Source organism: Pseudomonas sp. SM4, assembly GCF_051913165.1.
In the GTDB taxonomy this organism is placed as follows: Bacteria; Pseudomonadota; Gammaproteobacteria; order Pseudomonadales; family Pseudomonadaceae; genus Aquipseudomonas.
This window is the reverse complement of record NZ_JBODOE010000012.1, coordinates 130739-157296: the sequence shown is the minus strand read 5'-3', so window position 1 is coordinate 157296 and position 26558 is coordinate 130739. Positions and strand designations below refer to the sequence as shown.

Genomic DNA, 26558 nt, shown 5'->3' with positions numbered 1-26558 from the left:
CATGGCGACGAAAACCGGAATAGTCATCGTTTCCTATAACGCCTCGGAGGCGGTCAGGGTTACTTTGGCAAGCGTACGTCGCGCCTTCAACGAAGCCGGCTTCAAGTTGATACTGGTCGACAATGCGTCGGAATCTGCCGAGAGAAGCAAGATTCGCGAAGCCATGTCCCATCATATCGCCGAGGTCGGTCCTTCGTGGCGTTACATCGAGCAAGATACCAATCTTGGATTCTCGGGCGGCAACAACGTGGGTATTGCCGAGTTTCTTGCCGATGATGAAATCACTCATATCTGCCTGCTGAACAGTGATGTCATCGTTACCGATTATTGGCTCGATAGACTTCTGGCAAGCAAATCGGACCTCATCAGTGCCGTAACCAACAAGGCGGATGGCGAGCAGTGTGTGCCGGTCGATTATCAGTTGACGCTTCCCGAGTGTCTGGATGAACGCTCGGAATCGCTTAACGACAAGGTATATCAGCGGGTCTCCGATTTTACGGAGCGTTGGCATACCACTTGGAAGGGCAACCTTGTTGAAACGGATGTAACGTTCTTTTGCGTGCTGGTGACAAAAGAGGCCTTTGAAAAAATTGGCCTGCTTGACGATACCTTCTTTCCGGGTGGGTTCGAGGATGATGATTACTGCCTGCGCGCCCGTAACGCCGGTTATGAAATTCATCTGGCACGGGATGTTTTCATGCATCACTGGGGCTCGGCGTCTTTTGGTCAGTTGCAATACCAATATTTCAGCGATCGGGCACAGCGCAATAAAGCGTATCTTGAGAGCAAGCACGGTATAACCTGGCGTCGCCGGCCGGAGAAACCCATCGTTTCTTTCGCCATGGACGTCGAATTCATGTTGGCGCACCTGGATCGTCTTTCGTTACAGGCACCTTTCGTTGAGCTGTATGTTGCAAATCTCGCCAAACAGATCAGCTATTTCGAGACCGAGTTTGGCAAGTTGACCGAGGCACTGACTGCCCAAGGGCGCGTTGTGCCGGCCGAGTTGTTGAAGGCAGTATCAACGGCGCACGCCCATGGCGATTTGCTGTCGCTTTGGGAGAAAGTCGTTGCAAGGATTCAGCGTGTGCTGGCCGGAGGCTCAGTTGCAGACAATGAGTCCGCCCTCGTCAAGGCTGATCTTGACCATATTGCCACCGGAGTCTATGACCGAGTTGACTGCAATTTTGCCATCCACACATTCATCACTGCTCCAGGGCAGGATGGAGCCGGTGGTGTTGATCTTCCCCCTCCTGCCAGTTCGGCGGCGTTCTCTACTCGACCAGACTCTCGATTGGGCCGGCTTCTCTGGTTCATACGGCGCAGTCTTGACTTCATCCTGAAGTTCGATGGAATTGTTTTCTTTGGCGGCTATTTTTACCCTGAGCGCCAGAGCGACGGTTACTTTCAGCGGATTCAGATTGTCGATCGCATGTTTACCGACCGCTGGCGTGTTTATGTAGAAAGCGACGAGTTGAAAGGGCGCAATATCTGGTTTGATCGTCCTGAGCACAACGTGCTCGTATTGCGGATCAACGGCACTAAAAAACGCCGGATGCTGGTTCGTTTCCTGGCTCTGCTTGCTGTGTTGCGCTGCCGAAAAGTTTACTTTCACAGCGTATTGCGTATGTACGACAACCGCTTTGGCAAGCTTCTGCACCTTCCGTTCATTCGTAAGGCGGTCGATATTCATGGCGTGGTTCCTGAAGAGTTCCGCATGCACAATGATTTCTTCAGTGCCGTTCTTTATGAGAAAGAAGAAAGACTTGCGGTTCAGAAGGCGGGTATTGTCATTGTCGTGACCGAGGCGATGAAGAACTATCTTCAACAGAAGTTCCGAGGCGCCCTCAAGGCTCGATCGGTTTCGTTTCCGATCTTTCCCCGCTTCACTCCGACGCATGCAACTCGTCCGCTGATTGATGGCAAACCAGTGGTGGTCTACGCAGGTGGCTTGCACAAGTGGCAGCAGGTTCCAAAGATGATCGATGCGATCATTCGGACAGCGGACCAGTGTAAGCATCGCTTTTATTGCCCGGAGCCTCAGCTTGTAAAAGACATGTTGCCGCCAGCGTTGCTTGGCAGTGTCGACGTGGAAGCCAAGACCCATGCCGAGCTGATGACGCTGTACCCTGAGTGTCACTATGGTTTCATTCTTCGGGAGGACATCATCGTGAACCGGGCCGCGTGCCCTACCAAGCTGGTCGAATACCTTGCCATGGGGATCGTGCCTATCGTCGATTGCGAAGACATAGGCGACTTCAAGACGCTGGGGATGCGCTACGTCACTCTGGAAGACTTCCTGGCTGGCAACATACCGGATGAAGCTGAACGTCTGAAACTGGCGGAGGCCAACATCTCGGTTTATGAGCGACTGAAAGATGTGCGCCAGACGGGGGCGGAAGAAATATTTGCCTACTTCACGCGCCCGGTTCGTAAAAGTGGCGCGCGTCAGTTCGTGGCTGATATAGCGCGTAAAGTATTTCCAGCCAATACGCTCCAGGGGCGAGCGGCTCGTCGGGTCTGGCGAAAGTTACGCCCTTTCCTAGGGACTTCTTCGTCACTCGCCCAGCCTGTCGCGACCAGCGTGGTTGATGTTTCTCAAGAGACTTTGTCCGCATGCGACATTCTGGTTCAAGTCGACAACTTTGAGGCCGGAGGCTTGGAGAATGTTGTTCATGACTTGAACGAAACGCTCATCAAGGCTGGATTGCGCGTTGTGCTGCTTGTTCAAGGCACTCAAGGCGCTGCAGTAAAACGCTCCCGAGACGCGGGCCACACCGTTGTATGCCGTCCATATACTGCTCAGTCTCATAGCACTCTTATAGAGAAGTTGCAGCCTAAGGTCGTCCTGGCACATTACTCGTTTACCGGCGTGGATGTTTATCGCGAGAAGGGTATCGGGTTCGTGCAGGTCATCCACAACATTTACATGTGGTTCAACGATCAGCAGCGTCAGGAATTCGCTTCGGTAGCGAAAAGCACAACTGCATTTGTTGCGGTGTCGCAGCAAGTGAAGGATTACAGTGTTTCGCGCCTGGACATACCTTCGCAACGTTGCGTTGTCATTCCCAATGGCATTGATTTCACACCTTTCGCCACGCTGGAACGAGCGGGAGCTCGTGCTCGACTTCGCGCTCAATACAATGTGGCTGATGATGAATTTGTATTCATCGATATCGGTTCTATCAATCATCAGAAAAATCATCTGGGGGCAGTCAAGGCATTCGAGATTGCAGCAGAGGCGAGCGACAAGCTGCGCTTGGTGATTCTGGGGCCCGTTTACGAACCTCAATTGCTGGTCGAGATACAGGCTTACATTGAACAGCGAGGTTTGCAGAATCGCGTGACTTATTGTGGTTCGGCCTCCAATGTTCATGAATATCTGGCCATGGCTGATGCGTTTGCATCGGCGACTTTTTTTGAAGGTGGACCGCTGACATTGCTCGAGGCGATCAAGGCGAATCTGCCCGTCGCCATGTCCAATGTTGGTTGCGCGACGCAGTTCGCCGGACGTGCGGGTATCGAGCTTGTCGATCCGGTTTATGACATGACGCTCTATAACGGCAGTGTTTCGGAAATGAAATCGACGGCCGAATTTGAACAGCGTTTAGCTGCCGCGATGTTGCGCACCTGGAGCAATCATGTTCGCCCGGAACTGTCGGAAGATGAATTGCGAGAAATCGGAAAAGATCGTACTTATAAACGGTATGTGGACCTGATTCAGCAACTGATCGGAGCTGAGCAGGATGAATCAAGCGATTTGCCTGCCATGAAGCTCAATTAAATGGGTAATCGCTCTCGTCTATCAGTGCATTCACTGGCGCGTCGTTGTTTCTGGCTGTTGCCTGCCACCTTGCGCAACCGCCTGCACGGTGTGCGGCACGCGATTGTCCGTTGGTTGCGCAGTCGGAGCGTACGCATCGAGATCAAGCAAGGGGATATGACCGCTGCCCGATTTAGTGATGAGGTCCTCAACGCTGCCGATCATCGACTTGTCGTCATTCTCGAAGCAAACGTCGATTGGGGCATAACGCTGTTTCAGCGGCCTCATCACATGGCGCTGGCTTTGGGCCGTCAGGACTGCCTGGTTATTTTTCAGACAACCGGTGATGACCTCCTCGGATTCAGGCAGGTCGCTGAAAACGTCTGGATCGCCAATGATTCGATCGTGGATGAAATTCCGAATGCGGTGCGCTGCTTCTACAGTACCTCGTTGCTCGCTACCCGTGAGGCTATGAGTGCCGCGCGTCGGAGGGGGCGCGTGGTCTATGAGTATATCGACCACATCGACGCGTCGATTTCCGGTGGCAAGGGCGCTATCCGTCGTCTTCTGGATCTGAAAGCGGCAGCGTTCGAAGGCGTGGCAGATGTCATCGTGTCCTCGGCTGCGGCGTTGCAAAAAGAAGCCTTGGCCGAGTGCGGGCAGGCACGTTGTGTTTGCGTTCCCAACGGGGTAGATGTCGCTCATTATCGTGGCGCCGGGGATTCTCCGGTTGTAGTGCCGGCCTCCCTCGTAGAGTTCAAGGGGCGCTACAAGCAAGTTGTCGGCTATTTTGGTGCGATTGCCCCTTGGCTCTGGTACGAAGTCATTGAGCAGGTTTGCGCAAAGATGCCCGATGTCGGTTTCGTGTTCATTGGGCCTGACTACAGCGGGTGTGTTCCGTTGTTGCCAAAGCTTGAAAACGTTCTCTATCTTGGCCCCGTCAAGTATGCCGACCTGCCTGCGCATGCCCGCTTCTTCGACGCTTGTTTCATACCGTTCAAGCCGGGAGATGTTGCACGTTCGACGTCACCTCTCAAACTGTACGAATATTTTGCACTCGAGAAACCGGTGGTCGTAACCGCTGACATGAACGAATGCACCTCTTATCCCGAGGTTTTTTCTGGCAGTGATGCTGCCGGGCTGATTACGTCGATTCGCCAGGCCCTCACGGTCTGCGACGATGAAGCGTATCGTGCAAGATTGCGAGACTTGGCAGATCAGAACAGCTGGAATGTTCGTGCGTCTGCTTATGTAGAAAAAATTGAAAGTCTCGAAGCTAATAACTGATATTTAGGAAGTACGCTTGTGAAACGAAAAATTCTTTGCGTTGTAGGGACCCGTCCGGAAGCGATCAAGATGGCCCCCGTCATCCTGGCACTGAAAAACGAACCGTGGGCAGATGTTCGAGTTCTGGCGACTGCCCAGCACCGTCATATGCTTGACCAGGTCATGAGCTTTTTCGGCATCAAGCAAGATATCGATCTGGACATCATGCGTCCCAATCAGGCACTCACTACGCTGACTGCTCGATTGCTGCTGGAAATGGACGGCGTATTGAATGCCGAGAAGCCGGACATCGTTCTGGTTCAGGGCGACACCACTACCGTCATGACCGTCGCGCTCGCGTGTTTCTATCACCGGATTCCAATTGGTCATGTAGAGGCAGGTCTGCGTACCTGGGATATGCAAAACCCTTTCCCGGAAGAGGCTAATCGTGTGATTGCGGGCAAACTGGCACGCTGGCATTTCGCGCCTACCGAGGGTTCCCGGCAAAACCTGCTGCGTGAAGGCGTTCCCGACTCCGACATCATCGTCACCGGCAATACCGTGATCGATGCGTTGTTGATGACCGCTGCGAAGGATCTGGAACTGGGTATCGAATTGGATCCGAACAAGCGGCTTGTTCTGGTGACTTCGCACCGCCGCGAGAACTTTGGCGAGCCGTTCCGCAATATTTGCCGTGCCCTGCGCACGTTGGCTGAAAATAATCCTGACGTTCAGTTCCTGTATCCGGTACATCCGAACCCGAACGTCAAGGATGTTGCCCATGAACTCCTGGGGCCTGTGTCCAACTTTGTTCTCTGCGACCCGCTGGAGTACGCGCCATTCGTGGCGGCGATGAAGCGTGCCTACTTGATCTTGACGGACTCTGGTGGTGTTCAGGAAGAGGCGCCGGCGTTGGGCAAGCCTGTATTGGTGCTGCGTGAAGAGACAGAGCGGCCGGAAGCAGTTGAGTTCGGTGTGGTTAAACTGGTTGGCTCTAACTACGACGTTATTGTTAGTGAGGCGCAGCGCTTGCTGGATGACGAAGCGGCCTATCGTGAAATGGCTCGTGGCGTTTCTCCTTATGGTGACGGGCATGGCGCAGAACGGATTGTAAATTCGCTGCGAGAGTACTTTAACTGATGACTCTGGTTTATTTGTCGCCCGTTCCCTGGTCCAGCTTTTCCCAGCGCCCTCACAAGTTTGTCGAGTGGTTCCACGGCCGCACCGGGCGACAAGTAATCTGGATCGAACCCTATCCAACCCGTTTTCCCAAGCCAGACGATCTGAAGCGCGGTGGAACGGCTGAAAAGGGCGCGAGCAAAGTCATTCCCGAATGGTTGAGAGTGCTGACGCCTCGTGCGATTCCCATTGAGCCGCTACCAGGCTCGGTGTGGATCAACAGTATTCTCTGGTCGCCATTGATCAAAGATGTAAAGCAACAACTGGGTGTGCAGGATCCTTTGGTTGTCGTGGGCAAGCCTTCGGTGTTGGCGCTGAAAATACTGAAGGTGTTCAAGCCTAAGCACTCCATATACGATGCCATGGACGATTTTCCGGCGTTTTACGCCGGACTTTCACGCATGGCTATGGCGTATCGAGAGCGCCGACTCGTTCAGGCTGTAGAGAAGGTATGGGTATCGAGTACCGCTCTGAAAAGCCGCTGGTCGGCTGAGAAGGCAAGCGTGTGTTTCGTCCCCAATGCACTTGATGAAACATTGCTGCCTGCACCTCTTGAGATCCGTTCAGAGCGTGAGCAAACAGTATTTGGCTATGTTGGCACTATTGGCGCCTGGTTCGATTGGGACTGGATTCTGGCTCTGGCCAAGTTGCGACCCGATGACGTTATCCGTTTGATCGGCCCGGTCTTTTCTCCGGCTCCTTTTCAGTTGCCTGCCAATATCGAGATGTTGCCGCCCTGCGCCCATGATGTTGCGCTTCGCGCGATGCGCGATTTTGATGTTGGGCTTATTCCCTTCAAGAAAAATGAACTGACCGTCTCAGTTGATCCGATCAAGTACTATGAATATCGAGCGCTGGGCCTGACAGTTGTTTCTACCGATTTTGGCGAGATGAGCTTTCGAGAGAGCGCTGCAGGCACATTCATCAGCAAGTCAAAAAATGATATCGGTCGCTCCGTTGTTGCAGCTATTGATTTCAGGGAAGCCTTGGATGGTAGTAGTAAATTTGTGAGCGATAATACGTGGGCCGTGCGGTTTGAGCGAGCAGATATCGTTTTGTGATGGGGGTATGATTTTTTTAAAAATACCGCTGCCCTGCAAGTTAAAAGGGTTGCGGTATTTTGTTTTTTGAATCAGTCAAGTAATGGTTTTTTGCTGATTTGAAGGAGGGCGTGTGGTTCGGAATCTCAGTGTCGACGTATTTCGGGGAATAGGGATACTTTCAGTCGTCGCTGGCCATGCGAGCAGTGGTGTCGGCTTATATCCGTTTACGCCATATTCATTTCATATGCCACTGTTCTTCTTTCTTTCCGGAATTTTCTTTTCTGAAAGTCATCGCGAAGGAATCGTTTCGGTTTTAAAGAAAAATGTAAGAGTGTTGCTGTTGTATTCGACATTTTTCTATTTTGCATATGCGTGCGTCTGCCTAATATTGAATTTTTATGGCTTCAGCTATTTCTCGGAGTCGTTCTCGATAAAAAATAATCTTTAATCAGTTTGGTGGTTCAGGGGCTTACGTTTTTACTGCCGCTTACTGGTTTACTCCATGCCTGTTGTTTGTTCGGGTTTATTTTTCGATCTTTCATGTGAGATTGTTTTGCTTGTTGAATCGGAATGAGGGCGGGAAGTCGGCGATTTCAGTTTTTTTTCTGGTCGCTTATTTTTTGCTGGGACTCGCTGCTGTCGGATACAGTGTTGCGATGTACAACAGTCAAACAGTTGACTGGGGAAAAATCCCTTATTTGCGTTTTGCGTTTGCACTGTTTTTTACTATCGGGGTGCCCTGTTCCAAAAATACAATCTCCAGCGGTTCCTCAAACATGTTTTTGTAATTGCGGCGCTGTATGCTATCCAGCAGCAATTCTGGGTGGTGGCCGGTAATCTTGATTTCTGGATGCAGGCTTCAAAATATCAGAATGCTTATCTGCCCGTGGTAAGCAGTGTTCTCAGTATTGCATTTTTCTACGCGATCTCCGATATTCTCGCGAAAAATCAATCATGCAGTAATGTGCCGGTTATATTGGACGCAATTCATTTCCGATCTTGCTTCACCACCTTTTTGGGTTCTTCCTTATCAATCTCGTACTGTGTGCAATCGGTATAATCAAGCCGGTGGATATTGTGGGCCCTTATTATCAGTGGGATACAGTACACACCTGGGCTATTTATATTGCCGGCGGCACGTTGATTTCGCTCGCTATGGATCGATATCTGGTGCGCGCGGGAGCCACTTGGTCGAAGCAGTTGCTTCTGTCTGGATGGAACTCCATCAACGCTCGTAGAGCCTGATTATCCGCAGCATGACTCAACGGGGTAAAGTCCGTCGAGTCATGCTGCGGCGCATTCACTTCGCTAAGCCCAGCCTTTTCCATTGATCTTGCGGTTAATTGCTACTGCCATGATTTCAGGAACCCATGCCAACCCTCGGCAATGCTAAGCTATCTTGTCGAGAGCCGGGAGCGATTCCCGCCAGCCTCGTATAATGACTGCAGACCTTGAGCGGGATCGAACCTCGTTGGTTAAGATTTATGGATAAATTACGCACCCTTTTATTAAATCTGCCTCGTCGCCAAAAGCGTCTGATTCAGATCGCTACCGACATTCTGTTGGTCTGGGCTTCGCTATGGCTGGCTTTCATCGTCCGGCTCGGCCTGGACGACATGTACAACCCATTGCGTGTCCATTTCTGGCTTTTTGCATGCGCTCCCGTTGTCGCCATTCCACTTTTCATCCGGTTCGGCATGTACCGGGCTGTCATGCGTTACTTCGGCAACGATGCGCTTATAGCAATCATCAAGGCCGTGAGCCTTTCGTCGTTGATTCTGGCGTTGGTCGTTTACTGGTACAGCAACCACGAAGCAGTCGTCCCCCGTTCGATCATCTTCAACTACTGGTGGCTCAGTCTCGTCATCATCGGTGGCTTGCGACTGTGCATGCGCCAGTACTTCATGGGTGATTGGTTCACGGCCGCCCAACATGTTCCTTTTACAAGTCGTGATGATGGACTGACCAAGGTGGCGGTCTACGGTGCGGGAGTGGCAGGCAATCAACTCGTGGCCGCCCTGCGGATGGGGCGGGTCATGCGGCCGGTCGCCTTCATCGATGATGACCAGAGCATATCGGATCGCTCGATTTCCGGTCTTCAGGTCTACAAGCCCAAGCACATCCAGCAAATGATTGATGTCACAGGAGCGCAGGAGATTCTTCTGGCTCTGCCGTCGACAACCCGGGCACGTCGCAGGGAAGTACTCAATTTACTCGAAGGTTTCCCGTTACACGTTCGCAGTGTGCCGAATTTCACTGATCTGGCCAGCGGGCGGGTGAAAGTTGAAGACATTCAGGAAGTCGATATAGCGGATTTGCTTGGACGTGACTCGGTGCCGGCTCAACCCGATCTGTTGGCTCGTTGCATCAAAGGCAAGGTCGTCATGGTAACCGGTGCTGGCGGTTCAATCGGCTCTGAACTGTGCCGACAGATTTTTACTTTGGGGCCGACGACCCTGATTCTGTTTGAACACAGTGAGTTCAACCTCTACAGCATTTTATCGGAGCTGGAGCAGCGCTGTTCCCGAGAGTCGGTTCCGATTCGTTTGTTGCCCGTTCTTGGTTCTATTCGTTATCAGGATAAACTCCTGGATGTGATGAAAACCTGGCAGGTCGACACCGTGTATCACGCGGCGGCCTACAAACATGTGCCGATGGTTGAACACAATATCGCTGAAGGTGTTTTGAATAACGTTATCGGTACCCTCAATACCGCACAGGCGGCTTTGCAGTCCGGCGTTGCGAACTTTGTTCTAATCTCGACGGACAAGGCTGTCAGACCGACCAACGTGATGGGCAGCACCAAACGTCTTGCAGAACTCACGCTGCAGGCGCTCAGCCGTGAGATTGCGCCGGTATTGTTCGGCGATAACGGGAATGTTTCACGGGTTAACAAAACCCGTTTCACCATGGTTCGATTCGGAAATGTCCTGGGTTCTTCCGGCTCCGTCATTCCGTTGTTTCACAGCCAGATCAAGTCGGGCGGTCCACTGACGGTCACTCATCCGAAAATTACCCGTTATTTCATGACAATCCCTGAGGCGGCGCAATTGGTCATTCAGGCGGGGTCCATGGGGCAGGGCGGAGATGTTTTCGTTCTCGATATGGGAGAGCCAGTAAGAATCGTCGAGCTGGCGGAAAAAATGATCCATCTTTCCGGTTTGAGCATCCGTTCCGAGCGTAACCTCCAAGGTGATATTTCCATCGAGTTCACCGGATTGCGCCCTGGCGAGAAGCTCTACGAGGAGCTGCTGATCGGCGACAACGTCGCTGCGACGCCACATCCGATGATCATGACCGCCAATGAAGATCATCTGCCCTGGGATGTCTTGAAGGCCCGATTGAGCGAATTGCTCGCTGCCGTCGAACGGGATGACTATTCGCGAGTACGTCAATTGCTGCGCGAAACTGTCAGCGGCTACACCCCCGATGGCGAAATCGTTGACTGGATCTATCAGCAACGCCGTCTCGAGCCCTGATTGTTTCACATCCTGTAACGCTCGCATTTTTGACATGTGCCCCTCATGACCTACGTTTGGAGAGCAGCTTCGGAAAAGCTGCTTTCTCAAATGATGATGGAGCGTCACTTATGCGTACCGGTTATTTCTACTCGTTGATTTTTGCCTTGCTGACCAGCGCCTCGATAACGGCGATTGCAGCGCCTGCTACGACGCCGGAGTTGCCGAAGGCGCCTCTCGTGACTGACTTGGCCGCCACTTCCCAAGTCGCAAAAATCGATCTCAACGACGCCGATGCGGCAATGTTGCAGAAAGAGCTGTCCGGAGTCGGTGAAGCCAAGGCGAAAGCGATTGTTGCATATCGAGAAACAAATGGGCCGTTCGCATCCGTGGATGAATTGCTGGAAGTGAAGGGGATTGGCAAGGCGATCCTTGATCGCAATCGTGAAAAGCTGGAAGTGAACTAAGCTGATTTTTCCAAGCCATGAGGCCGGTCATTGACCGGCCTTTTTTGTTGCAGCTGTTTGATGCAAGTCGTAATGGGCGTGAAGACGTTTGTCGGACGATAAAAAATTACGACTATCATATCGGTTTTAGATTATGCCTATAATAAATTGTCGGCACGGATTGTCATGTCCTGTGCGGCTTTCTCATTTCGAGCATTTTCAGGAGTACTGGCATGAATTCCGCAAAATCCCAAGGCACGGCTCTGGTGACTGGCGCATCGTCCGGTATCGGTGCGATCTACGCCGAGCGTCTGGCCGCACGTGGTTTTGATCTACTGTTGGTAGCACGTGATCAGGAACGTCTGGAGAGCGCTGCAAGCCAATTGCGCGAAGCCCACGGTGTGCAGGTCGAGGTGCTCAAAGCGGATCTGACGCAAAAGGACGATGTGCTCAAGGTCGAACAGCGTCTGCGCAGCGATTCGAGCATCAGCCTGTTACTGAACAACGCTGGTGTTGCCGCCGACGGTCTACTGGCCAACGCCGATCTGGATCAACTGGAGCGCCTGATCCAGTTGAACATCACCGCAGTCACGCGTCTGGCTTCGGCGGCCGCTGCCGCTTTCGCCAAGGCCGGGCGGGGTACGATTATTAACATCGCCTCGGTGGTGGCGCTGTTTCCGGAGCGCTTCAACGCTACCTACAGCGCCAGCAAGGCCTACGTGCTGAGCCTCAGTCAATCGCTGAACGCCGAGCTTGAGGGCACCGGTGTTCAGGTCCAGGCCGTATTGCCGGGGGTTACCCGCACTGAAATCTGGGAGCGTTCCGGGATCGATGCCAGCGGCATTCCGGCGGAAATGGTCATGGAAGCCGGCGAGATGGTTGATGCAGCGCTGACCGGTCTGGATCAGGGCGAGTTGATCACCATTCCGTCACTGCCCGATGCCGCCGATTGGCAAGCATTCGTCGCCGCGCGCCTTGTCATGGCTCCGAACCTTTCGCACAGTTCCGCAGCCCAACGTTACAAGTAAGGCCAATCCATTGATCAGAGGACACCACGGTATGGATCAGCGTCGAGTAGTCGTCACGGGGATGGGCCTGGTTTCACCCTTGGGCAGTGATGTCGAAATTGTCTGGCGGCGTTTGCTGGCCGGACGCTCGGGTCTGCGTAATTTGCCCGACGCAGTGGTCGCCGACTTGCCGACCAGCGTTGGCGGCAGGGTTTTGACCCTTGAGGAGGATGCCGAGGCGGGATTCGATCCGGATCGCGCCACGCCACCGAAAGAACAGAAGAAAATGGACCGCTTCATTCTGTTCGCCATGGAGGCCGCCCGCCAGGCACTGGAGCAGGCGGGGTGGCATCCGACCGACAGCGTCGATCAGGAACGCACCGCGACCATCATCGGCTCCGGTGTCGGCGGCTTCGGCGCCATTGCCGACGCCGTGCGCACCACCGACAGTCGCGGTCCACGACGTTTGTCGCCATTTACGATTCCCTCGTTTCTGGTCAATCTGGCGGCCGGGCATGTGTCGATCCAGCACGGTTTGAAAGGTCCCTTGGGCGCACCCGTGACGGCATGTGCCGCCGGGGTTCAGGCGATTGGCGATGCGGCACGGCTGATTCGCGCCGGCGAAGCGGATATTGCTGTGTGCGGAGGGGCAGAAGCGGCGATTGATCGGGTCAGCCTCGCCGGTTTCGCTGCCGCTCGGGCGCTGTCCAGCGGCTATAACGACACCCCCGAACGTGCTTCACGCCCCTTTGATAGCGGGCGCGACGGTTTTGTCATGGGCGAAGGCGCCGGCCTGTTGGTCATCGAATCACTGGAACATGCCTTGGCCCGGGGCGCTCGGCCTCTGGCTGAACTCGTCGGGTATGGCACCAGCGCTGACGCCTATCATCTGACCGCCGGGCCGGAAGATGGCAGCGGTGCGCGCCGGGCGATGGCGTTGGCATTGACTCAAGCCGGAGTAAACCCGGATCAGGTGCAACACCTCAACGCTCACGCCACTTCCACGCCGGTGGGTGATTTGGGGGAGTTGGCAGCGATCAAGAGTGTGTTTGGTCAGGACAACAAGATCGCCGTTACTTCGACCAAGTCAGCCTCCGGGCATTTGCTTGGTGCTGCCGGCGGGCTGGAGGCGATCTTCACGTTGTTGGCGATTCGCGATCAAGTGGTGCCGCCGACGCTCAACTACGACAACCCGGATCCGGCTACCGAGGGCGTGGACATTGTCCATGGTCAGGCAAGGCCGATGCCGATTGAATACGCGCTGTCCAACGGCTTCGGTTTCGGCGGTGTGAACGCCAGCGTACTGTTCAAGCGCTGGCCGGATCAGTCCTGATCCTGTTTCAGATGAGCGCGTGTGACGTCGAGAATCCGCTGGGCCAATTGCGGGTTCTCGACACTGCGTGCGAGCACCAGCGCGCCGACCAGGGTGGCCATGATGACGATGCTGCGATCGGCGGCGCTCTCGCCACCCAGAGTGTTTTGCACTTGTTCCAGGCGGGCGTTGAGCACGCCGTCGGTGGTCGGGCTTGGCTGACCGCGCAAGCCGAGCTCGGAAGACATGGTGGGCAGCGGACAGCCTTCATGAGGCGAGGTGTAGTGCCATTCGGACAGGTAACTGTCGATGAAGGCTTGCAGTGGCAGCGCTTCGGAAAACAACATCGCGCAGTGTGCATCAAGTTGTTCCCCTGCTTCCTGCAGGGCCTTCTCCACCAACTCGTCCTTGGACTTGAAGTGCGAATAGAAGCCGCCATGGGTCAGACCTAGCGCTTTCATCAAGGGTTGCAGGCCAGTGGCGCCAATTCCGTCCTTGCGAAATCGTGCCGAAGCCTCCTTGATGATGCGCTGATGAGTCTGGGCTTTATGGTCCTGCGAGTAACGCATCTGAAACTCTCTCCGCAACAAGGCCACCATCTTAACCACGGAAAATTAAATGGTGACTGTACTTCTACTTCTAAAAAGCATGCAGATAAGTCCAAAGCGTCGAAAAAACACAAACCCCGCCGATTGGGCGGGGTTTGTTTCAGCGGTCTTGCGCTTCTTTGGCATCCGCTTCGGCATTGCGCTCAGCGATGCGTTTGCGTTCTTCATCGGTCAGTTCGACCTTGTTGGCGGTGTCTCGCAACATCATCAGACCGCCAACGATCGAGCCGATTGCAACGACCAGAATCAACCAGGCATACCAGGGCATAACGGCTCTCCTTAATGGCAGATCGACCGACGAGGATTTCGTCGTGCGATGCTGCTTACCACTTTTGAGCGAAGCGACTTCGCAGTGGTTCCATTCTAGGCCCGATATCCCTGCTGCACCTTAATTCCCTGTAGGAGCTGCCGCAGGCTGCGATCTTTTGATCTTGTTTCTAAAAAAACAAAGTCAACAGATCGCAGCCTTCGGCAGCTCCTACATGAGGGGTTACTGGCCCGTGAGCATGGCGTCGGCCGGGGCGTTGGCGCGCAACTGGCCGGTGAGCAGGAAGTAGGCGAATCCCACGGCCATGAAGCCGAGGAAAATCAGCCCGATCAGGGCGTTGAACCACGCCATGGCGATCAGGCACACCACCGCCAGCACCAGCGCGATCAGCGGAATCAACGGATAGCACGGCGCGCGAAAGGTGCGCTCCAGGTTCGGTTCGGTTTTGCGCAATTTGAACAGGCTGAGCATGCTCATGATGTACATCACGATCGCGCCGAACACCGCCATGGTGATCATCGCGGCGGTGAGGGTCATGCCGCCGAGGTTGATCAGGCCGTCGCTGTAGATCGCGGCGATGCCAATGACGCCGCCGGCAATGATGGCGCGGTGTGGCGTCTGGAAGCGCGAGAGTTTCGCCAGTGAAGCCGGCAGGTAACCCGCGCGGGCGAGAGCGAAGAACTGGCGCGAGTAACCGAGAATGATCCCGTGGAAGCTCGCCACCAGGCCGAACAGGCCGATCCACACCAACATGTGCAGCCAGCCGGAGTTGTCGCCGACCACGGTTTTCATGGCCTGCGGCAGTGGGTCGTTGATGTTGGCCAAGGTGCGCCAGTCGCCGACGCCGCCGGCGAAGAACATCACACCCATCGCCAGTAAAACCAAAGTCAGAATGCCGCTGATGTAGGCCTTGGGGATCGTGCGTTTCGGGTCCTTGGCTTCTTCGGCAGCCATCGCTGCACCTTCGATGGCCAGGAAGAACCAGATCGCAAACGGTATCGCCGCGAATATCCCGGCAATTGCCGGAGCACCGAACACATCGGAACCGGCCCAGCCATTGAGGGCAAAGTTGCTGAAGCTGAAGGCCGGAGCCACCACGCCCATGAACACTAGTAATTCGGCAACGGCCAGCACGCAGACGATCAATTCGAACGTCGCCGCCAGCTTCACGCCGAGGATGTTCAACCCCATGAACACGATGTAAGCGCCGACCGCCGCGTGTTTCGGATCAAGCGCCGGAAACTGCACATTCAGGTACGCGCCAATCGCCAGCGCAATGGCCGGGGGCGCAAAGACGAACTCGATCAACGTCGCCAGCCCGGCAATCAAACCACCTTTCTCACCGAAGGCACGGCGGCTGTAGGCAAACGGCCCGCCGGCGTGGGGAATTGCAGTGGTCAACTCGGTAAAACTGAAAATGAAGCAGGTGTACATGGTCGCGACCATGAACGAGGTCACCAGAAAGCCCAGTGTGCCGGCGACGCCCCAGCCGTAACTCCAGCCGAAATACTCACCGGAAATCACCAGCCCGACGGCAATGCCCCACAGGTGCAACGTGCCCAGCGTGGGTTTGAGTTGTATGTTCATGCGCTTGCTCCCTGAACGGTTTGGAAAGCTCGGGGGAGAGCGTGTGCAGTGGGCGTGCCATTGCGCTGAAACAAGTCGTAATGAGTTGAAAACTGTCGTATCGGGGATGCTCAAGTCGCAGCGCCAACGAATCTGCGCGCCATCTAGGTGCGATGCCGATAGGGCCGCCGTCATCGCGGGCAAGCCCGCTCCCACAGTGATCTCGGTCGTTCACAAATATTGCGTACACCCCAGAAACCTGTGGGAGCTGGCTTGCCAGCGATGAGGCAGGTGCAAACACCGCCGTAAAGCCCGCATAAACCCACTCTTTACGCTTTCTTTATGCCTAGCCAACCCCCTCGGTCTCGTTCCTTTACAGCCGCCTTTCGGACAATCACCCCACACGCGGCAATACGCCGTAACACGGAGATCTTCCATGAGCGTTCTGGACGGGGTGTCACTGCTGCTGGCAGTGGGGCTGTTCATTTATCTGTTGGTTGCGCTGTTGCGCGCGGATCGGAACTAGGAGCGGCTATGCACAGTTATGACTATTGGCTGATCCTCGCGTTTTTCGCGGTGGTCTTGCTGCCAGCGCCGCTGCTCGGGCGCTTCTACTACAAAGTGATGGAAGGTCAGCGCACCTGGCTGACGCCGATTCTCGGCCCGGTCGAGCGCGGTTGCTACCGCATCGCCGGGGTCGATCCCGAGGTTGAACAGAGCTGGCAGAAATACACGCTGGCGCTGCTCGCGTTCAACCTTGCCGGTTTCCTGCTGCTGTTCGCGATCCTGTTATTCCAGGATCACTTGCCGCTCAATCCGCAGAACCTGCCGGGCCAGGAATGGACGCAGGCGTTCAACACCGCGGTCAGTTTCATGACCAACACCAACTGGCAGTCCTACAGCGGCGAAGCGACCCTCAGCTACCTGAGCCAGATGGTCGGCCTCACCGTGCAGAACTTCGTCAGCGCCGCCACCGGCCTCGCCGTACTGGTTGCGCTGTGCCGTGGCATCGGGCGCAAATCGACGAAAACCCTCGGCAACTTCTGGGTCGACATGACCCGCGCCACCCTCTACGGCTTGCTGCCGCTGTGCCTGTTGCTGGCGCTGTATCTGGTCTGGCAGGGCGTGCCGCAAACGTTCGCGCAGTACGTGAATGCCGTGACGATGCAGGGCGTTGATCAAGTCATTCCCCTGGGCCCGGCCGCGAGTCAGATTGCGATCAAGCAACTGGGCACTAACGGTGGCGGCTTCTTCGGCGTCAATTCAGCGCATCCATTCGAGAACCCGACCGCGTGGAGCAACCTGTTCGAAGTCACCTCGATCATTCTGATCCCGGTGGCGCTGGTGTTCACCTTCGGCCATTACGTCAAAGACCTGCGTCAGAGCCGCGCGATCATCGCCTGCATGCTGGCGCTGTTCCTGATCGGCGGCGCGACCTCGCTGTGGGCTGAATACCAACCGAATCCAACCCTGAACAATGCTGCTGTTGAGCAGACCGCTCCGCTGGAAGGCAAGGAAGTGCGCTTTGGCACCACCGCCACCGTGCTTTGGTCGGTGACCACCACAGCGGCGTCGAACGGTTCGGTCAACGGCATGCACGACAGCCTCAACCCGCTCAGCGGCATGGTCGCGCTGGTCAACATGATGGTCGGCGAAGTGATCTTCGGCGGCGTCGGTGCCGGGCTTTACGGCATGTTGCTCAACGTGCTGATCGCGGTGTTCCTCGCCGGTTTGATGATCGGACGTACGCCGGAATACCTCGGCAAGAAACTCCAGGCGCGTGAAGTGCAACTGCTGGTGGTGACGCTGCTGGTGATGCCGGTCGGCGTGCTGGTGCTCGGTGCGATTGCTGCCACGGTTCCCAGTGCTGCGGCGACCATCAGCAACCCCGGCCCGCACGGTTTCAGCCAGTTGCTTTACGCCTACACCTCGGCAAGTGCCAACAACGGCTCGGCGTTCGGTGGTCTGAGCGCGAATACGCCATTTCACAACTTGATGTTGGGGCTAGGTATGTTGATCGGTCGCTTCGGTTACATCCTCCCGGTTCTGGCCTTGGCCGGCAGTCTGGCGATGAAGAAAACCGCACCGATCGGCCAGAACAGCTTCCCGACCCACGGCCCGCTGTTCGTGACCCTGTTGACCGTGACCATTTTGCTGGTGGGCGGCCTGACCTTCCTGCCAACCCTGGCGCTCGGCCCGATTGCCGAACACTTGAGCATGGGCTTCTAAGGAGCTGAATGATGAATATGCCCGCAATCAAACCCGCTGCCGTCAAGGCGCCGGAACAGGCGAAAACCGCGATCTCGGCCCTGTGGCGGCCGGCGCTGGTGCAAGCTTTCGTCAAGCTCGATCCGCGGCAATTGAAGCGCTCGCCGGTGATGCTGGTGGTCGAACTGACCGCGATTTTCACCACCGTGCTGTGCTTCATTCCCGACGCCGATGTGCCGACCTTTGTCGCCGCACAAATCGCTCTGTGGCTGTGGTTCACCGTGTTGTTCGCCAACTTCGCCGAGGCCTTGGCCGAAGGTCGCGGCAAGGCCCGCGCCGACAGTCTCAAGGCCGGCAGCGAAGGCCTCAGTGCGCGGCGCAAACAGGCCAATGGCAGCTTTCAAGTCGTGCCTGCGGCAAGTCTGCGCAAGGGCGATGTGGTGCGCGTCGAAGCGGGGGAAATGATCCCCGGTGACGGCGAAGTCATCGAAGGCATCGCCGCAGTGAACGAAGCGGCGATCACCGGTGAATCGGCGCCGGTGATTCGTGAGTCTGGCGGCGACCGTTCGGCCGTCACCGGTAACACCCGACTGGTGTCCGACTGGTTGCTGGTGAAGATCACCGTCAACCCGGGCGAGTCGACTCTGGATCGCATGATCGCCCTGGTCGAAGGCGCCAAACGCCAGAAAACCCCGAACGAAGTGGCGCTGGATATTCTGCTGATCGGCCTGACTCTGATCTTCCTGTTGGTGGTCGTGACCCTGCAACCGTTCGCCCATTTTGCCAACGGCAGCCTGCCGCTGGTGTTCCTGGTGGCGCTGCTGGTCACGCTGATTCCGACCACCATCGGTGGTCTGCTGTCGGCGATCGGTATCGCCGGGATGGACCGTCTGGTGCGCCTCAACGTGATCGCCAAATCCGGCCGCGCCGTGGAAGCGGCGGGCGACGTGCATGTGCTGCTGCTCGACAAGACCGGCACCATCACTTTCGGCAACCGTCGGTGCAGCGCGGTGTATGCCGCGCCCGGTGTGAGCGGTCGCGATTTGGCTGAAGGCGCGCTGTTCGCCTCGCTGGCGGATGACACGGCGGAAGGCAAATCCATTGTCGAGTACCTGCGCGGTCTGCATCCACAGGCTGAGCCGGCGCTGGAAACCCTGACTGCCGTGCCGTTCAGTGCAGAAACCCGCTTGTCCGGCGTCGACTATCAAGGTCGTGTGTATCGCAAAGGCGCGGTGGATTCGCTGCTGAGTTTCCTTGGCCAGAAACGCTCGGATCTGGCTCCGGCGCTGTCGCGGGAAATCGACAAAATCGCCCAGAGCGGCGGCACGCCGTTGCTGGTCTGTGCTGACGGCAAACTGCTCGGCGCGATCCACCTCAAGGACGTGGTCAAACCGGGTATCCGCGAACGTTTTGCCGAACTGCGAAAACTGGGGATTCGTACCGTGATGGTCACCGGCGACAACCCGCTGACAGCTGCTGCGATTGCTGCCGAAGCAGGTGTTGATGACGTTCTCGCTGAGGCGACTCCAGAGAAAAAACTCGCGCGCATTCGTCATGAGCAAAACGACGGGCGTCTGGTCGCCATGTGCGGCGATGGCGCCAACGATGCTCCGGCACTGGCCCAGGCTGACGTCGGTATGGCGATGAACGACGGTACACAAGCGGCGCGCGAAGCAGCGAACATGGTCGATCTCGACAGCGACCCGACCAAGCTGTTGGACGTGGTGCAGATCGGCAAGGAATTGCTGGTGACGCGCGGTGCGTTGACGACGTTTTCGATCGCCAATGACGTGGCCAAATACTTCGCGATCCTGCCGGCGCTGTTTGCCTCGATCTACCCGCAACTCGGGGTGCTGAACATCATGCACCTGAGCAGTCCGCAGAGCGCGATTCTCTCGGCCATCGTCTTTAACGCGTTGATCATTGTTGTGCTGATTCCGCTGGCCTTGCGCGGTGTACGCGTGCAGGCGGCGAGTGCGGCGGCGTTGTTGCGACGCAATCTGTTGATCTACGGGGTGGGCGGGATTCTGGTGCCGTTCGTGGGGATCAAGGCGATCGACATGTTGCTCACGGCGTTGCATTTGGTTTGATTCTTGAAGAGCCCCTCACCCTAACCCTCTCCCGGAGGGAGAGGGGACTGACCGAGGGGTTTGTGAGAGCTGCACCGACTTGAGATACCGAGCCGAACTCAGGTCTCCAAGAGCACGAAGATCGGCTCCCTTTCCCCCTCGCCCCCTTGGGGAGAGGGCTGAGGTGAGGGGGAAACGATGCCCCTGACACCCCACAAAATTTTGCCCAACGAATTCGAGGATTTTGAAATGTCCACAATGATACGTCCCGCCCTCAGCCTGCTGGTGCTGATGACCCTGGTCACCGGCGTTGGCTATCCACTGGTGGTGACCGGTGTCGCGCAAGTCGCGTTCCCCGCGCAAGCCAACGGCAGTCTGGTTCACGATGCCGATGGCAAGGTGCGTGGCTCATCGCTGATCGCCCAGGATTTTGTCGGCGATGCGTGGTTCCATCCGCGTCCCTCCGCCGGTGCGTTTGCCACTGTTTCAAGCAGCGCGAGCAACCTCGCACCGAGCAATCCGGCACTCGCCACGCGGGTGATCGACGATGCCAATAAATTGCAGGTTCCGGGGCAAGGTCCGGTGCCGCTGGCGCTGCTGACGACTTCGGGCAGCGGCCTCGATCCACACTTGCCACCGGCGGCAATTGCCTATCAACTGGCGCGTGTCGCGGCGGCGCGTAATCTGCCGGTAGCGTCGTTGCAGCAGTTGCTTGATAAACACATCGAACAGCCGCTGGTGGGGCCGCCGGTGGTGAATGTGCTTGAGCTGAACATGGCCCTGGAAAAACTGTAGAAGATGATCGTTCCCACGCTCTGCGTGGGAATGCATCAATGGACGCTCCGCGTCCGCTTTGGTGGGACGCAGAGCGTCCCGGGCTGCATTCCCACGCAGAGCGTGGGAACGATCATCAGGAAGAGAGAGCATCAAGCATGAGCGACTCCGGGCGCGCCGACGCACTGTTAGCAGACCTGCCCCGCGACGGCCGTGGCCGCCTCAAGGTGTTCCTCGGCGCCGCCCCCGGTGTCGGTAAAACCTACGCCATGCTCCAGGCCGCCCACACGCAACTGCGCCAGGGCGTGAAAGTCCTCGCCGGGGTCGTCGAAACCCACGGCCGCGCTGAAACCGAAGCGCTGCTCGGCGGCCTGCCGCAGCAACCGCTGGTGCGCTCGGAATACCGTGGCGTGATGCTCGAAGAAATGGACCTGGACGGCATTCTGGCGGCCCGACCGAAGCTTGTACTTGTCGATGAACTGGCCCACAGCAACGCCCCCGGCAGTCGTCACGCCAAGCGCTGGCAAGACATTCAGGAACTGCTCGCCGCCGGCATCGATGTGTTCACCACGGTCAACGTCCAGCACCTCGAAAGTCTCAACGACCAGGTGCGTGGCATCACCGGTGTGCAGGTGCGCGAAACCCTGCCGGACTGGGTGTTGCAAGAAGCCTACGAACTGCTGCTGATCGACCTGCCGCCGCGCGAATTGCTCGAGCGTTTGCGTGAAGGCAAGGTCTACGTCCCGGAGCAGGCACGCGCGGCCATCGACGCATTTTTTACCCAGACCAACCTCACGGCATTGCGCGAACTGGCGATGCAAACCGCCGCTGCGCAAGTCGATAACGATCTCGCTCAAGGCTATCGCCAGCTTGGTCAGGCAGCGCCGGCGGTGCGCGGTCGATTGTTGGTCGGCGTCGATGGCGATGTGCAGGCCGAACGTCTGGTGCGTCACGCCAGTCGCGTTGCCCAGCGTCGGCATCTGCCGTGGAGCCTGGTGCACGTCGACAACGGCAGCGTGCGCGACGAGCAATCACGCCTGCGCCTGCAAAGCGCGCAACAGTTGGCCGAACGCCTCGGCGGTGAAGTGGTGTTATTGCGCGCCGGTGAAGTGGCGAAAACCCTGATTCAGCACGCGACTGAACGCCGTGCGAGTCTGGTGCTGGTCGGCCAGTCGCGGCCAAGTTTGCGCCGTCGACTGTTCGGCGGTGGCTTGGCCGCGCGTCTGTTGCGTCAGGCCCATGGCCTGGAAATCAACGTCCTCGACAACGATCATGAACACCCGCAATCGCGTCCGCGAAACCCGCTGACACTGGTGTGGTTCGACTATGCGCTGGCGCTGGTCGCCACGCTGCTGGCCAGTGCCTTGGCGTGGGCGGTGTCGAGTGTGTTGCCGCTGCCGAACATCTCGCTGGTGTTCCTCGCCGCGGTGTTGCTGGTGGCGGTGCGCAGCAGTCTGGGCCCGGCCCTGGCGTGTGCGGCGCTGTCGTTTCTGACGTACGATTTTCTGTTCATTCCACCGAATTTTTCCTTCAGCATCCAGCGCGAAGAAGACGTACTGACACTGCTGTTTTTCCTCTTGATGGCGGCGCTCACCGGCAACCTCGCGGCGCGGCAGCGTCGGCAATTACAAGCGCTGCGTGACACCCAGGAAGAGACCAGCGAGCTGCTCGATCTGTCGCGCAAACTTACCGCCGCGACCGATCGTCAAGCCGTGGTCAGTGCCGCCGCGCAGCACCTCAACGGCTGGAGCGATTTGCAACTGTGCCTGCTCAATCGTGACGGGCAGGGCGGCTGGAAAGTTGAAACCGGCGGGCCGCTGCAGTTCACCGAGTCTGAGCGTGCCGCCGCCGATTGGGCCTGGCAACACGATCAACCGGCGGGTATGGGCACCGGCACATTGCCGTTCGGGCGTTGGTGGTGGTGGCCGCTTTCCGTCGAGGACGGGCCGCTGGCGCTGCTCGGTGTCTGCGCTAAAGAGGGCCAGACCTTGAGCGGCCAGCGTCGGCGTTTGCTGACTGCGCTCAGTCAGCCGCTGGCGCAGGCACTGGCCCGCGCGCAACTGGCGGATGATCTGGAGGCGGCGCGCCTGCATGGCGAAACCGAACAATTGCGCAGTGCGCTGCTGGCCTCGGTTTCGCATGATTTGCGCACACCGTTGACGGCCATGCGCGGCAGTATCGACAGCCTGTTGGCGCTCGGCGAAGCCATCCCGCTGGAAGATCGCCGCGAGCTGCTTGAAGGCACTCGCGATGAAGCCGAACGCCTCGACCGCTATATCCAGAATCTGCTCGACATGACCCGCCTCGGCCACGGTGCTTTAAAGCTTGCGCGGGACTGGGTGTCGCCGGCCGACATTGTCGGCAGTTCGCTCAATCGCCTGCGCGCGGTGCTGGCGCCGTTGCAGGTCAGCACCGAGGTGCCGGCCGAGTTGCCGTTACTGTTTGTGCACGCGGCGCTGATCGAACAGGCGCTGGTCAATGTGATGGAAAACGCTGCACGTTTCTCACCGCCTCACGGTCGTCTGGCGTTGCGCGCCGGGGCCGATGACAGCGAGATTTTCTTCTCGGTCAGCGACGAAGGGCCGGGCATTCCCGAAGACGAGCGGGCGAAGATTTTCGACATGTTCTACACCGCCGCGCGTGGTGATCGTGGCGGCCAGGGCACGGGCCTCGGCTTGGCGATTTGTCAGGGCATGGTCGGCGCGCATGGCGGGCGCATCACTGTCGCTGACGGCATCGAAGGACGTGGTACCTGCATCACCCTGCACTTGCCGTTGCAGGCGCAACCGGGGATGGACAATGAAGCCTGATGCCGACTGCGCTACTCTCTTGCCAATCTTTTGTATCGATGTGAATTCATGAGCCAGACCTCGACCATTCTGGTCATTGACGACGAACCGCAGATTCGTAAATTCCTGCGCATCAGCCTCGCCTCGCAAGGCTACAAAGTGCTGGAGGCCGGCACCGGTGCCGAGGGCCTGGCGCAGGCAGCGTTGAACAAACCCGACCTGCTGGTGCTCGACCTTGGCCTGCCGGACATGGACGGCCAGCAAGTGCTGCGCGAGTTTCGTGAATGGGCGACGGCACCAGTACTGGTGTTGTCGGTGCGCGCCGGCGAAGGGCAGAAGGTCGAGGCGCTGGATGGCGGCGCCAACGACTACGTGACCAAACCGTTTGGCATCCAGGAGTTTCTCGCACGGGTGCGTGCGCTGCTGCGTCAGGCACCTGCTGGCGAGGCGCAACAGGCAGCGTTGAATTTCGGCCCGTTGACTGTGGACCTGGCCTATCGGCGGGTGTTGCTCGACGGCGTAGAAGTGGCGCTGACCCGCAAGGAGTACGCGGTGCTGGCGCAACTGGCGCGGCATCCTGGGCGGGTGATCACTCAGCAGCAATTGCTCAAGGATATCTGGGGGCCGACACACACCGAGGACAGCCATTACCTGCGGATTGTGGTGGGGCATTTGCGGCAGAAACTGGCGGATGATCCCACACGGCCTCGGTTTATCGTGACCGAGGCGGGGGTGGGGTATCGGTTGTTGGAGGTGTGAGTGAAGGTCGACGCCAAGGCGCCGCCGTCTGTCGGGACTGTCATTTCTGTCAGGTGCTGCGGCGAAGTGGCTACTGTTAGTTTTCAAGCTCAACTTAGCCCCGAAGTGTCTGGAGAGCCTGATGTCTACGCACAATGATGGATACCAGCGGATTGATGCCGATACCTACAACAACTGCGCCCGCGAGGCGCAAACCCATGGTGGGTTGCCCACCCTGAGCGCCGCGCGCGAACTGCAGAAGCAATTCGCAGGTCAATGGAATGTCACCAGCGGTTACATCTGGACGACTGAAAAAGCTTCAGGGGTGCCCGATGAATCGCCGGCGCCTGGCCACGAGTCGGGGACCAGCTACGTGGTTATCGACATGCAGACTGGTGTCGAGAAGAAGTTTGACGGCAATATGCGGGTTCAAAGCTACTACAAGTCCGGCAGCTAAGATTCAAGCATCAAAGCCCTGCGCCAATCGCTGGCGCAGGGTTGGCAGTATCAACCCTGCTCACTCTCATACCGATCCAGCGTATCGCTGGCAATCTCGCGCCCCAGCGCGATCAACTCCGGCGCCTTGTAGAACTCGAAAAACCGGCATACCCGCTTCGGCACGTTGATCAGGATATCCGGCGGATACCCTGCGATCTTGTACTGCGCCAGCGATGTCTGCATGACCTCGAAACTCTGGTTGATCAGGTCCAGCAACGAGGCCGGTCCGACGTTATCGATAATGAAGGAGCCGGTGGCGGATTTCGGTGCGCCTTCACGCTCGGGCGCGGCGGCCGGTTGCTGGTTTTCCGGTTCGACACCCTCCAGCCACGGGTTGATGTCCGCCGCCTCGGCGCGAAGCGCTTCCTGTTCGAGCTTCAGCAACTGCTCGGCCTGTGTACGGCGAAACGGCATCTTCGAACCGAGCGAACTGATCAGGCTGTCAAAGCGTGAACGGAACGCGGCGGGGCGCTGGATCACCGGCAGTTTGTAATGGCGCTGGTTGGTCGAGTTGAGGTTGACCGCGATGATCAGGTCACAGTGGCTGGACACCACCGGCACAATCGGCAGTGGGTTGAGAATGCCGCCATCGACCAGCATGCGGTTGCCTTGCATCACCGGGGTGAACAGGCTGGGGATTGCCGCCGAGGCGCGCATGGCCTGATGCAGACAACCTTCCTGAAACCAGATTTCCTGCTGATTGGTGAGGTCGGCGGCGACGGCGGTGTAGGGGATGCGCAGGTCTTCGATGTTGATCTCGCCGACGATCTTGCGGATCTGCCCGAAGACCTTTTCGCCACGAATGGCACCCAGGCGAAAGCTCACATCCACCAGGCGCAACACGTCGAGGTAATCGAGGCTCTCGATCCAGTTTCGGTATTCGTCGAGCTTGCCGGCGGCATAGATCCCGCCGACCACTGCGCCCATCGAACAACCGGCAATGCAGGCGATGTCGTAACCGCGTTTTTCAATCTCTTCAATCACCCCGATATGGGCATAGCCCCGGGCACCACCGGAGCCCAGCACCAGTGCGACACGCTTTTTCATCCAGCTTCCTCCCGACAAGGTTCCACAATGCACCCATCGACGGGCAGGCTCAATCGCCGAGGTCGTTCAGTGCGCCAGTGACGTCGTTTTTTCGCAACGGCGTGACCCTTCAGCGCTATCCTTTCGCCAACGCAGTTTCACATGCGGGCAAGGCACTTTTTCCCGGCCTGACCGTCTTACCTGCACGACTGTTGACCTAACGTTGAGGTGTAAGTGATGAAAGCCTGGATCTGTGTGCCGTTGATGGCCCTGGCATTGGCCGGTTGCGCCGGCAAGACCGCGTACCGCGACAGCTGCGGCAGCCAGCTCGACGCCGCCTGGCATGAACTGGACCTGGCCAAGGCTGAGGGTTTTGCCGGCACCGTCAGCTATTCCAAGGCGCTGTCGTTGTTGACGGCGGCCAAGACCCAGCAGCAATTCGAGGGTTTTGAAGGTTGCAGCAGTAAAGCCGAGAAGGCGCGCTTCTACATTCGCGAATCCCGCGCCGGACGCTAAGCTGCTGACCTGAAGCAAGGATGC

General features: G+C 57.4%; 21 protein-coding genes. 17 read left to right on the top strand and 4 right to left on the bottom strand.

The features are described 5' to 3' along the window. Window position 1 precedes the first annotated feature (1 nt). The 9 genes from ACQ4MY_RS22085 to fabF all read left to right on the top strand — a co-directional run bounded on the left by ACQ4MY_RS22085 (window position 2) and on the right by fabF (window position 13495). Complete coding sequence (locus ACQ4MY_RS22085) at window positions 2–3784, top strand: glycosyltransferase (protein ID WP_440096463.1); 3783 nt, start codon at window positions 2–4, stop codon at window positions 3782–3784. After that, window positions 3785–5050: a hypothetical protein gene (locus ACQ4MY_RS22080; protein ID WP_440096462.1), complete on the top strand. Its 1266-nt coding sequence runs from the start codon at window positions 3785–3787 to the stop codon at window positions 5048–5050. Between the two features lie 18 nt (window positions 5051–5068). Beyond that, window positions 5069–6169 carry a non-hydrolyzing UDP-N-acetylglucosamine 2-epimerase gene (wecB, locus tag ACQ4MY_RS22075; protein WP_440096461.1) on the top strand — a complete coding sequence of 367 codons (1101 nt, stop codon included), beginning with the start codon at window positions 5069–5071 and terminating at the stop codon, window positions 6167–6169. Then, entirely contained in the window at window positions 6169–7269 is a 1101-nt protein-coding gene (locus ACQ4MY_RS22070; protein ID WP_440096460.1) for a glycosyl transferase, read from the top strand. The genes wecB and ACQ4MY_RS22070 overlap by 1 nt, the downstream gene beginning before the upstream one ends. 112 nt (window positions 7270–7381) lie before the next feature. Next, on the top strand, window positions 7382–7699 hold the full coding sequence (locus ACQ4MY_RS22065; RefSeq protein WP_440096458.1) for an acyltransferase family protein: 318 nt from the start codon (window positions 7382–7384) through the stop codon (window positions 7697–7699). Window positions 7700–8735: 1036 nt separating this feature from the next. Further along, the gene (locus tag ACQ4MY_RS22060; protein ID WP_440096457.1) at window positions 8736–10730 is read left to right on the top strand and encodes a polysaccharide biosynthesis protein; all 1995 of its coding nucleotides are present in this window, start codon (window positions 8736–8738) and stop codon (window positions 10728–10730) included. A gap of 110 nt (window positions 10731–10840) precedes the next feature. After that, the gene (locus ACQ4MY_RS22055; RefSeq protein ID WP_158835871.1) at window positions 10841–11176 is read left to right on the top strand and encodes a ComEA family DNA-binding protein; all 336 of its coding nucleotides are present in this window, start codon (window positions 10841–10843) and stop codon (window positions 11174–11176) included. Between the two features lie 212 nt (window positions 11177–11388). Next, a complete protein-coding gene (locus tag ACQ4MY_RS22050; RefSeq protein WP_440096456.1) occupies window positions 11389–12183 on the top strand; it encodes an SDR family NAD(P)-dependent oxidoreductase in 795 nt (264 codons plus the stop codon). Between the two features lie 31 nt (window positions 12184–12214). Continuing rightward, window positions 12215–13495, top strand: a complete 1281-nt coding sequence (gene fabF / locus ACQ4MY_RS22045) for a beta-ketoacyl-ACP synthase II (RefSeq protein ID WP_440096455.1) — start codon at window positions 12215–12217, stop codon at window positions 13493–13495. Here fabF and ACQ4MY_RS22040 read toward each other — a convergent pair. The 3 genes from ACQ4MY_RS22040 to eat all read right to left on the bottom strand — a co-directional run bounded on the left by ACQ4MY_RS22040 (window position 13486) and on the right by eat (window position 15937). Continuing rightward, a complete protein-coding gene (locus tag ACQ4MY_RS22040; RefSeq protein ID WP_008079866.1) occupies window positions 13486–14043 on the bottom strand; it encodes a TetR/AcrR family transcriptional regulator in 558 nt (185 codons plus the stop codon). The two genes, fabF and ACQ4MY_RS22040, sit on opposite strands and share 10 nt — an antisense overlap. 139 nt (window positions 14044–14182) lie before the next feature. Then, entirely contained in the window at window positions 14183–14350 is a 168-nt protein-coding gene (locus ACQ4MY_RS22035; RefSeq protein WP_008079868.1) for a DUF2897 family protein, read from the bottom strand. A 222-nt stretch (window positions 14351–14572) separates the two neighbouring features. Then, complete coding sequence (gene eat, locus ACQ4MY_RS22030; RefSeq protein WP_440096454.1) at window positions 14573–15937, bottom strand: ethanolamine permease; 1365 nt, start codon at window positions 15935–15937, stop codon at window positions 14573–14575. 415 nt (window positions 15938–16352) lie between these two features. Between eat and kdpF the strand changes: the two genes are divergently transcribed. The 7 genes from kdpF to ACQ4MY_RS21995 all read left to right on the top strand — a co-directional run bounded on the left by kdpF (window position 16353) and on the right by ACQ4MY_RS21995 (window position 24951). Then, window positions 16353–16442 carry a K(+)-transporting ATPase subunit F gene (kdpF, locus tag ACQ4MY_RS22025; RefSeq protein WP_007899818.1) on the top strand — a complete coding sequence of 30 codons (90 nt, stop codon included), beginning with the start codon at window positions 16353–16355 and terminating at the stop codon, window positions 16440–16442. Between the two features lie 8 nt (window positions 16443–16450). After that, complete coding sequence (kdpA, locus tag ACQ4MY_RS22020) at window positions 16451–18145, top strand: potassium-transporting ATPase subunit KdpA (RefSeq protein WP_440096452.1); 1695 nt, start codon at window positions 16451–16453, stop codon at window positions 18143–18145. 11 nt (window positions 18146–18156) lie between these two features. Then, window positions 18157–20214, top strand: coding sequence for a potassium-transporting ATPase subunit KdpB (gene kdpB / locus ACQ4MY_RS22015; RefSeq protein WP_440096451.1), 2058 nt, complete (start codon window positions 18157–18159; stop codon window positions 20212–20214). Window positions 20215–20442: 228 nt separating this feature from the next. Further along, window positions 20443–20988: a potassium-transporting ATPase subunit KdpC gene (gene kdpC / locus ACQ4MY_RS22010; RefSeq protein ID WP_440096450.1), complete on the top strand. Its 546-nt coding sequence runs from the start codon at window positions 20443–20445 to the stop codon at window positions 20986–20988. 137 nt (window positions 20989–21125) lie between these two features. Further along, on the top strand, window positions 21126–23777 hold the full coding sequence (locus ACQ4MY_RS22005; RefSeq protein ID WP_440096449.1) for a DUF4118 domain-containing protein: 2652 nt from the start codon (window positions 21126–21128) through the stop codon (window positions 23775–23777). A gap of 48 nt (window positions 23778–23825) precedes the next feature. Then, the gene (locus ACQ4MY_RS22000) at window positions 23826–24515 is read left to right on the top strand and encodes a response regulator (protein ID WP_440096448.1); all 690 of its coding nucleotides are present in this window, start codon (window positions 23826–23828) and stop codon (window positions 24513–24515) included. Window positions 24516–24636: 121 nt separating this feature from the next. Next, entirely contained in the window at window positions 24637–24951 is a 315-nt protein-coding gene (locus ACQ4MY_RS21995) for a hypothetical protein (protein ID WP_440096447.1), read from the top strand. 50 nt (window positions 24952–25001) lie between these two features. Here ACQ4MY_RS21995 and ACQ4MY_RS21990 read toward each other — a convergent pair whose 3' ends face one another. Next, entirely contained in the window at window positions 25002–26039 is a 1038-nt protein-coding gene (locus tag ACQ4MY_RS21990; protein ID WP_008079885.1) for a patatin-like phospholipase family protein, read from the bottom strand. 216 nt (window positions 26040–26255) lie between these two features. Here ACQ4MY_RS21990 and ACQ4MY_RS21985 point away from each other — a divergent pair, with 216 nt between their 5' ends. Continuing rightward, window positions 26256–26534, top strand: a complete 279-nt coding sequence (locus tag ACQ4MY_RS21985; RefSeq protein ID WP_008079886.1) for a hypothetical protein — start codon at window positions 26256–26258, stop codon at window positions 26532–26534. Window positions 26535–26558 lie beyond the last annotated feature (24 nt).

Coding starts and splice junctions, on each gene's coding strand:
- ACQ4MY_RS22085 (WP_440096463.1), top strand. CDS start 2: ATGGCGACGAAAACCGGAATAGTCATCGTTTCCTATAACGCCTCGGAG.
- ACQ4MY_RS22080 (WP_440096462.1), top strand. CDS start 3,785: ATGGGTAATCGCTCTCGTCTATCAGTGCATTCACTGGCGCGTCGTTGT.
- ACQ4MY_RS22070 (WP_440096460.1), top strand. CDS start 6,169: ATGACTCTGGTTTATTTGTCGCCCGTTCCCTGGTCCAGCTTTTCCCAG.
- ACQ4MY_RS22060 (WP_440096457.1), top strand. CDS start 8,736: ATGGATAAATTACGCACCCTTTTATTAAATCTGCCTCGTCGCCAAAAG.
- ACQ4MY_RS22055 (WP_158835871.1), top strand. CDS start 10,841: ATGCGTACCGGTTATTTCTACTCGTTGATTTTTGCCTTGCTGACCAGC.
- ACQ4MY_RS22050 (WP_440096456.1), top strand. CDS start 11,389: ATGAATTCCGCAAAATCCCAAGGCACGGCTCTGGTGACTGGCGCATCG.
- fabF (WP_440096455.1), top strand. CDS start 12,215: ATGGATCAGCGTCGAGTAGTCGTCACGGGGATGGGCCTGGTTTCACCC.
- ACQ4MY_RS22040 (WP_008079866.1), bottom strand. CDS start 14,043: ATGCGTTACTCGCAGGACCATAAAGCCCAGACTCATCAGCGCATCATC.
- ACQ4MY_RS22035 (WP_008079868.1), bottom strand. CDS start 14,350: ATGCCCTGGTATGCCTGGTTGATTCTGGTCGTTGCAATCGGCTCGATC.
- eat (WP_440096454.1), bottom strand. CDS start 15,937: ATGAACATACAACTCAAACCCACGCTGGGCACGTTGCACCTGTGGGGC.
- kdpF (WP_007899818.1), top strand. CDS start 16,353: ATGAGCGTTCTGGACGGGGTGTCACTGCTGCTGGCAGTGGGGCTGTTC.
- kdpA (WP_440096452.1), top strand. CDS start 16,451: ATGCACAGTTATGACTATTGGCTGATCCTCGCGTTTTTCGCGGTGGTC.
- kdpB (WP_440096451.1), top strand. CDS start 18,157: ATGAATATGCCCGCAATCAAACCCGCTGCCGTCAAGGCGCCGGAACAG.
- kdpC (WP_440096450.1), top strand. CDS start 20,443: ATGTCCACAATGATACGTCCCGCCCTCAGCCTGCTGGTGCTGATGACC.
- ACQ4MY_RS22005 (WP_440096449.1), top strand. CDS start 21,126: ATGAGCGACTCCGGGCGCGCCGACGCACTGTTAGCAGACCTGCCCCGC.
- ACQ4MY_RS22000 (WP_440096448.1), top strand. CDS start 23,826: ATGAGCCAGACCTCGACCATTCTGGTCATTGACGACGAACCGCAGATT.
- ACQ4MY_RS21995 (WP_440096447.1), top strand. CDS start 24,637: ATGTCTACGCACAATGATGGATACCAGCGGATTGATGCCGATACCTAC.
- ACQ4MY_RS21990 (WP_008079885.1), bottom strand. CDS start 26,039: ATGAAAAAGCGTGTCGCACTGGTGCTGGGCTCCGGTGGTGCCCGGGGC.
- ACQ4MY_RS21985 (WP_008079886.1), top strand. CDS start 26,256: ATGAAAGCCTGGATCTGTGTGCCGTTGATGGCCCTGGCATTGGCCGGT.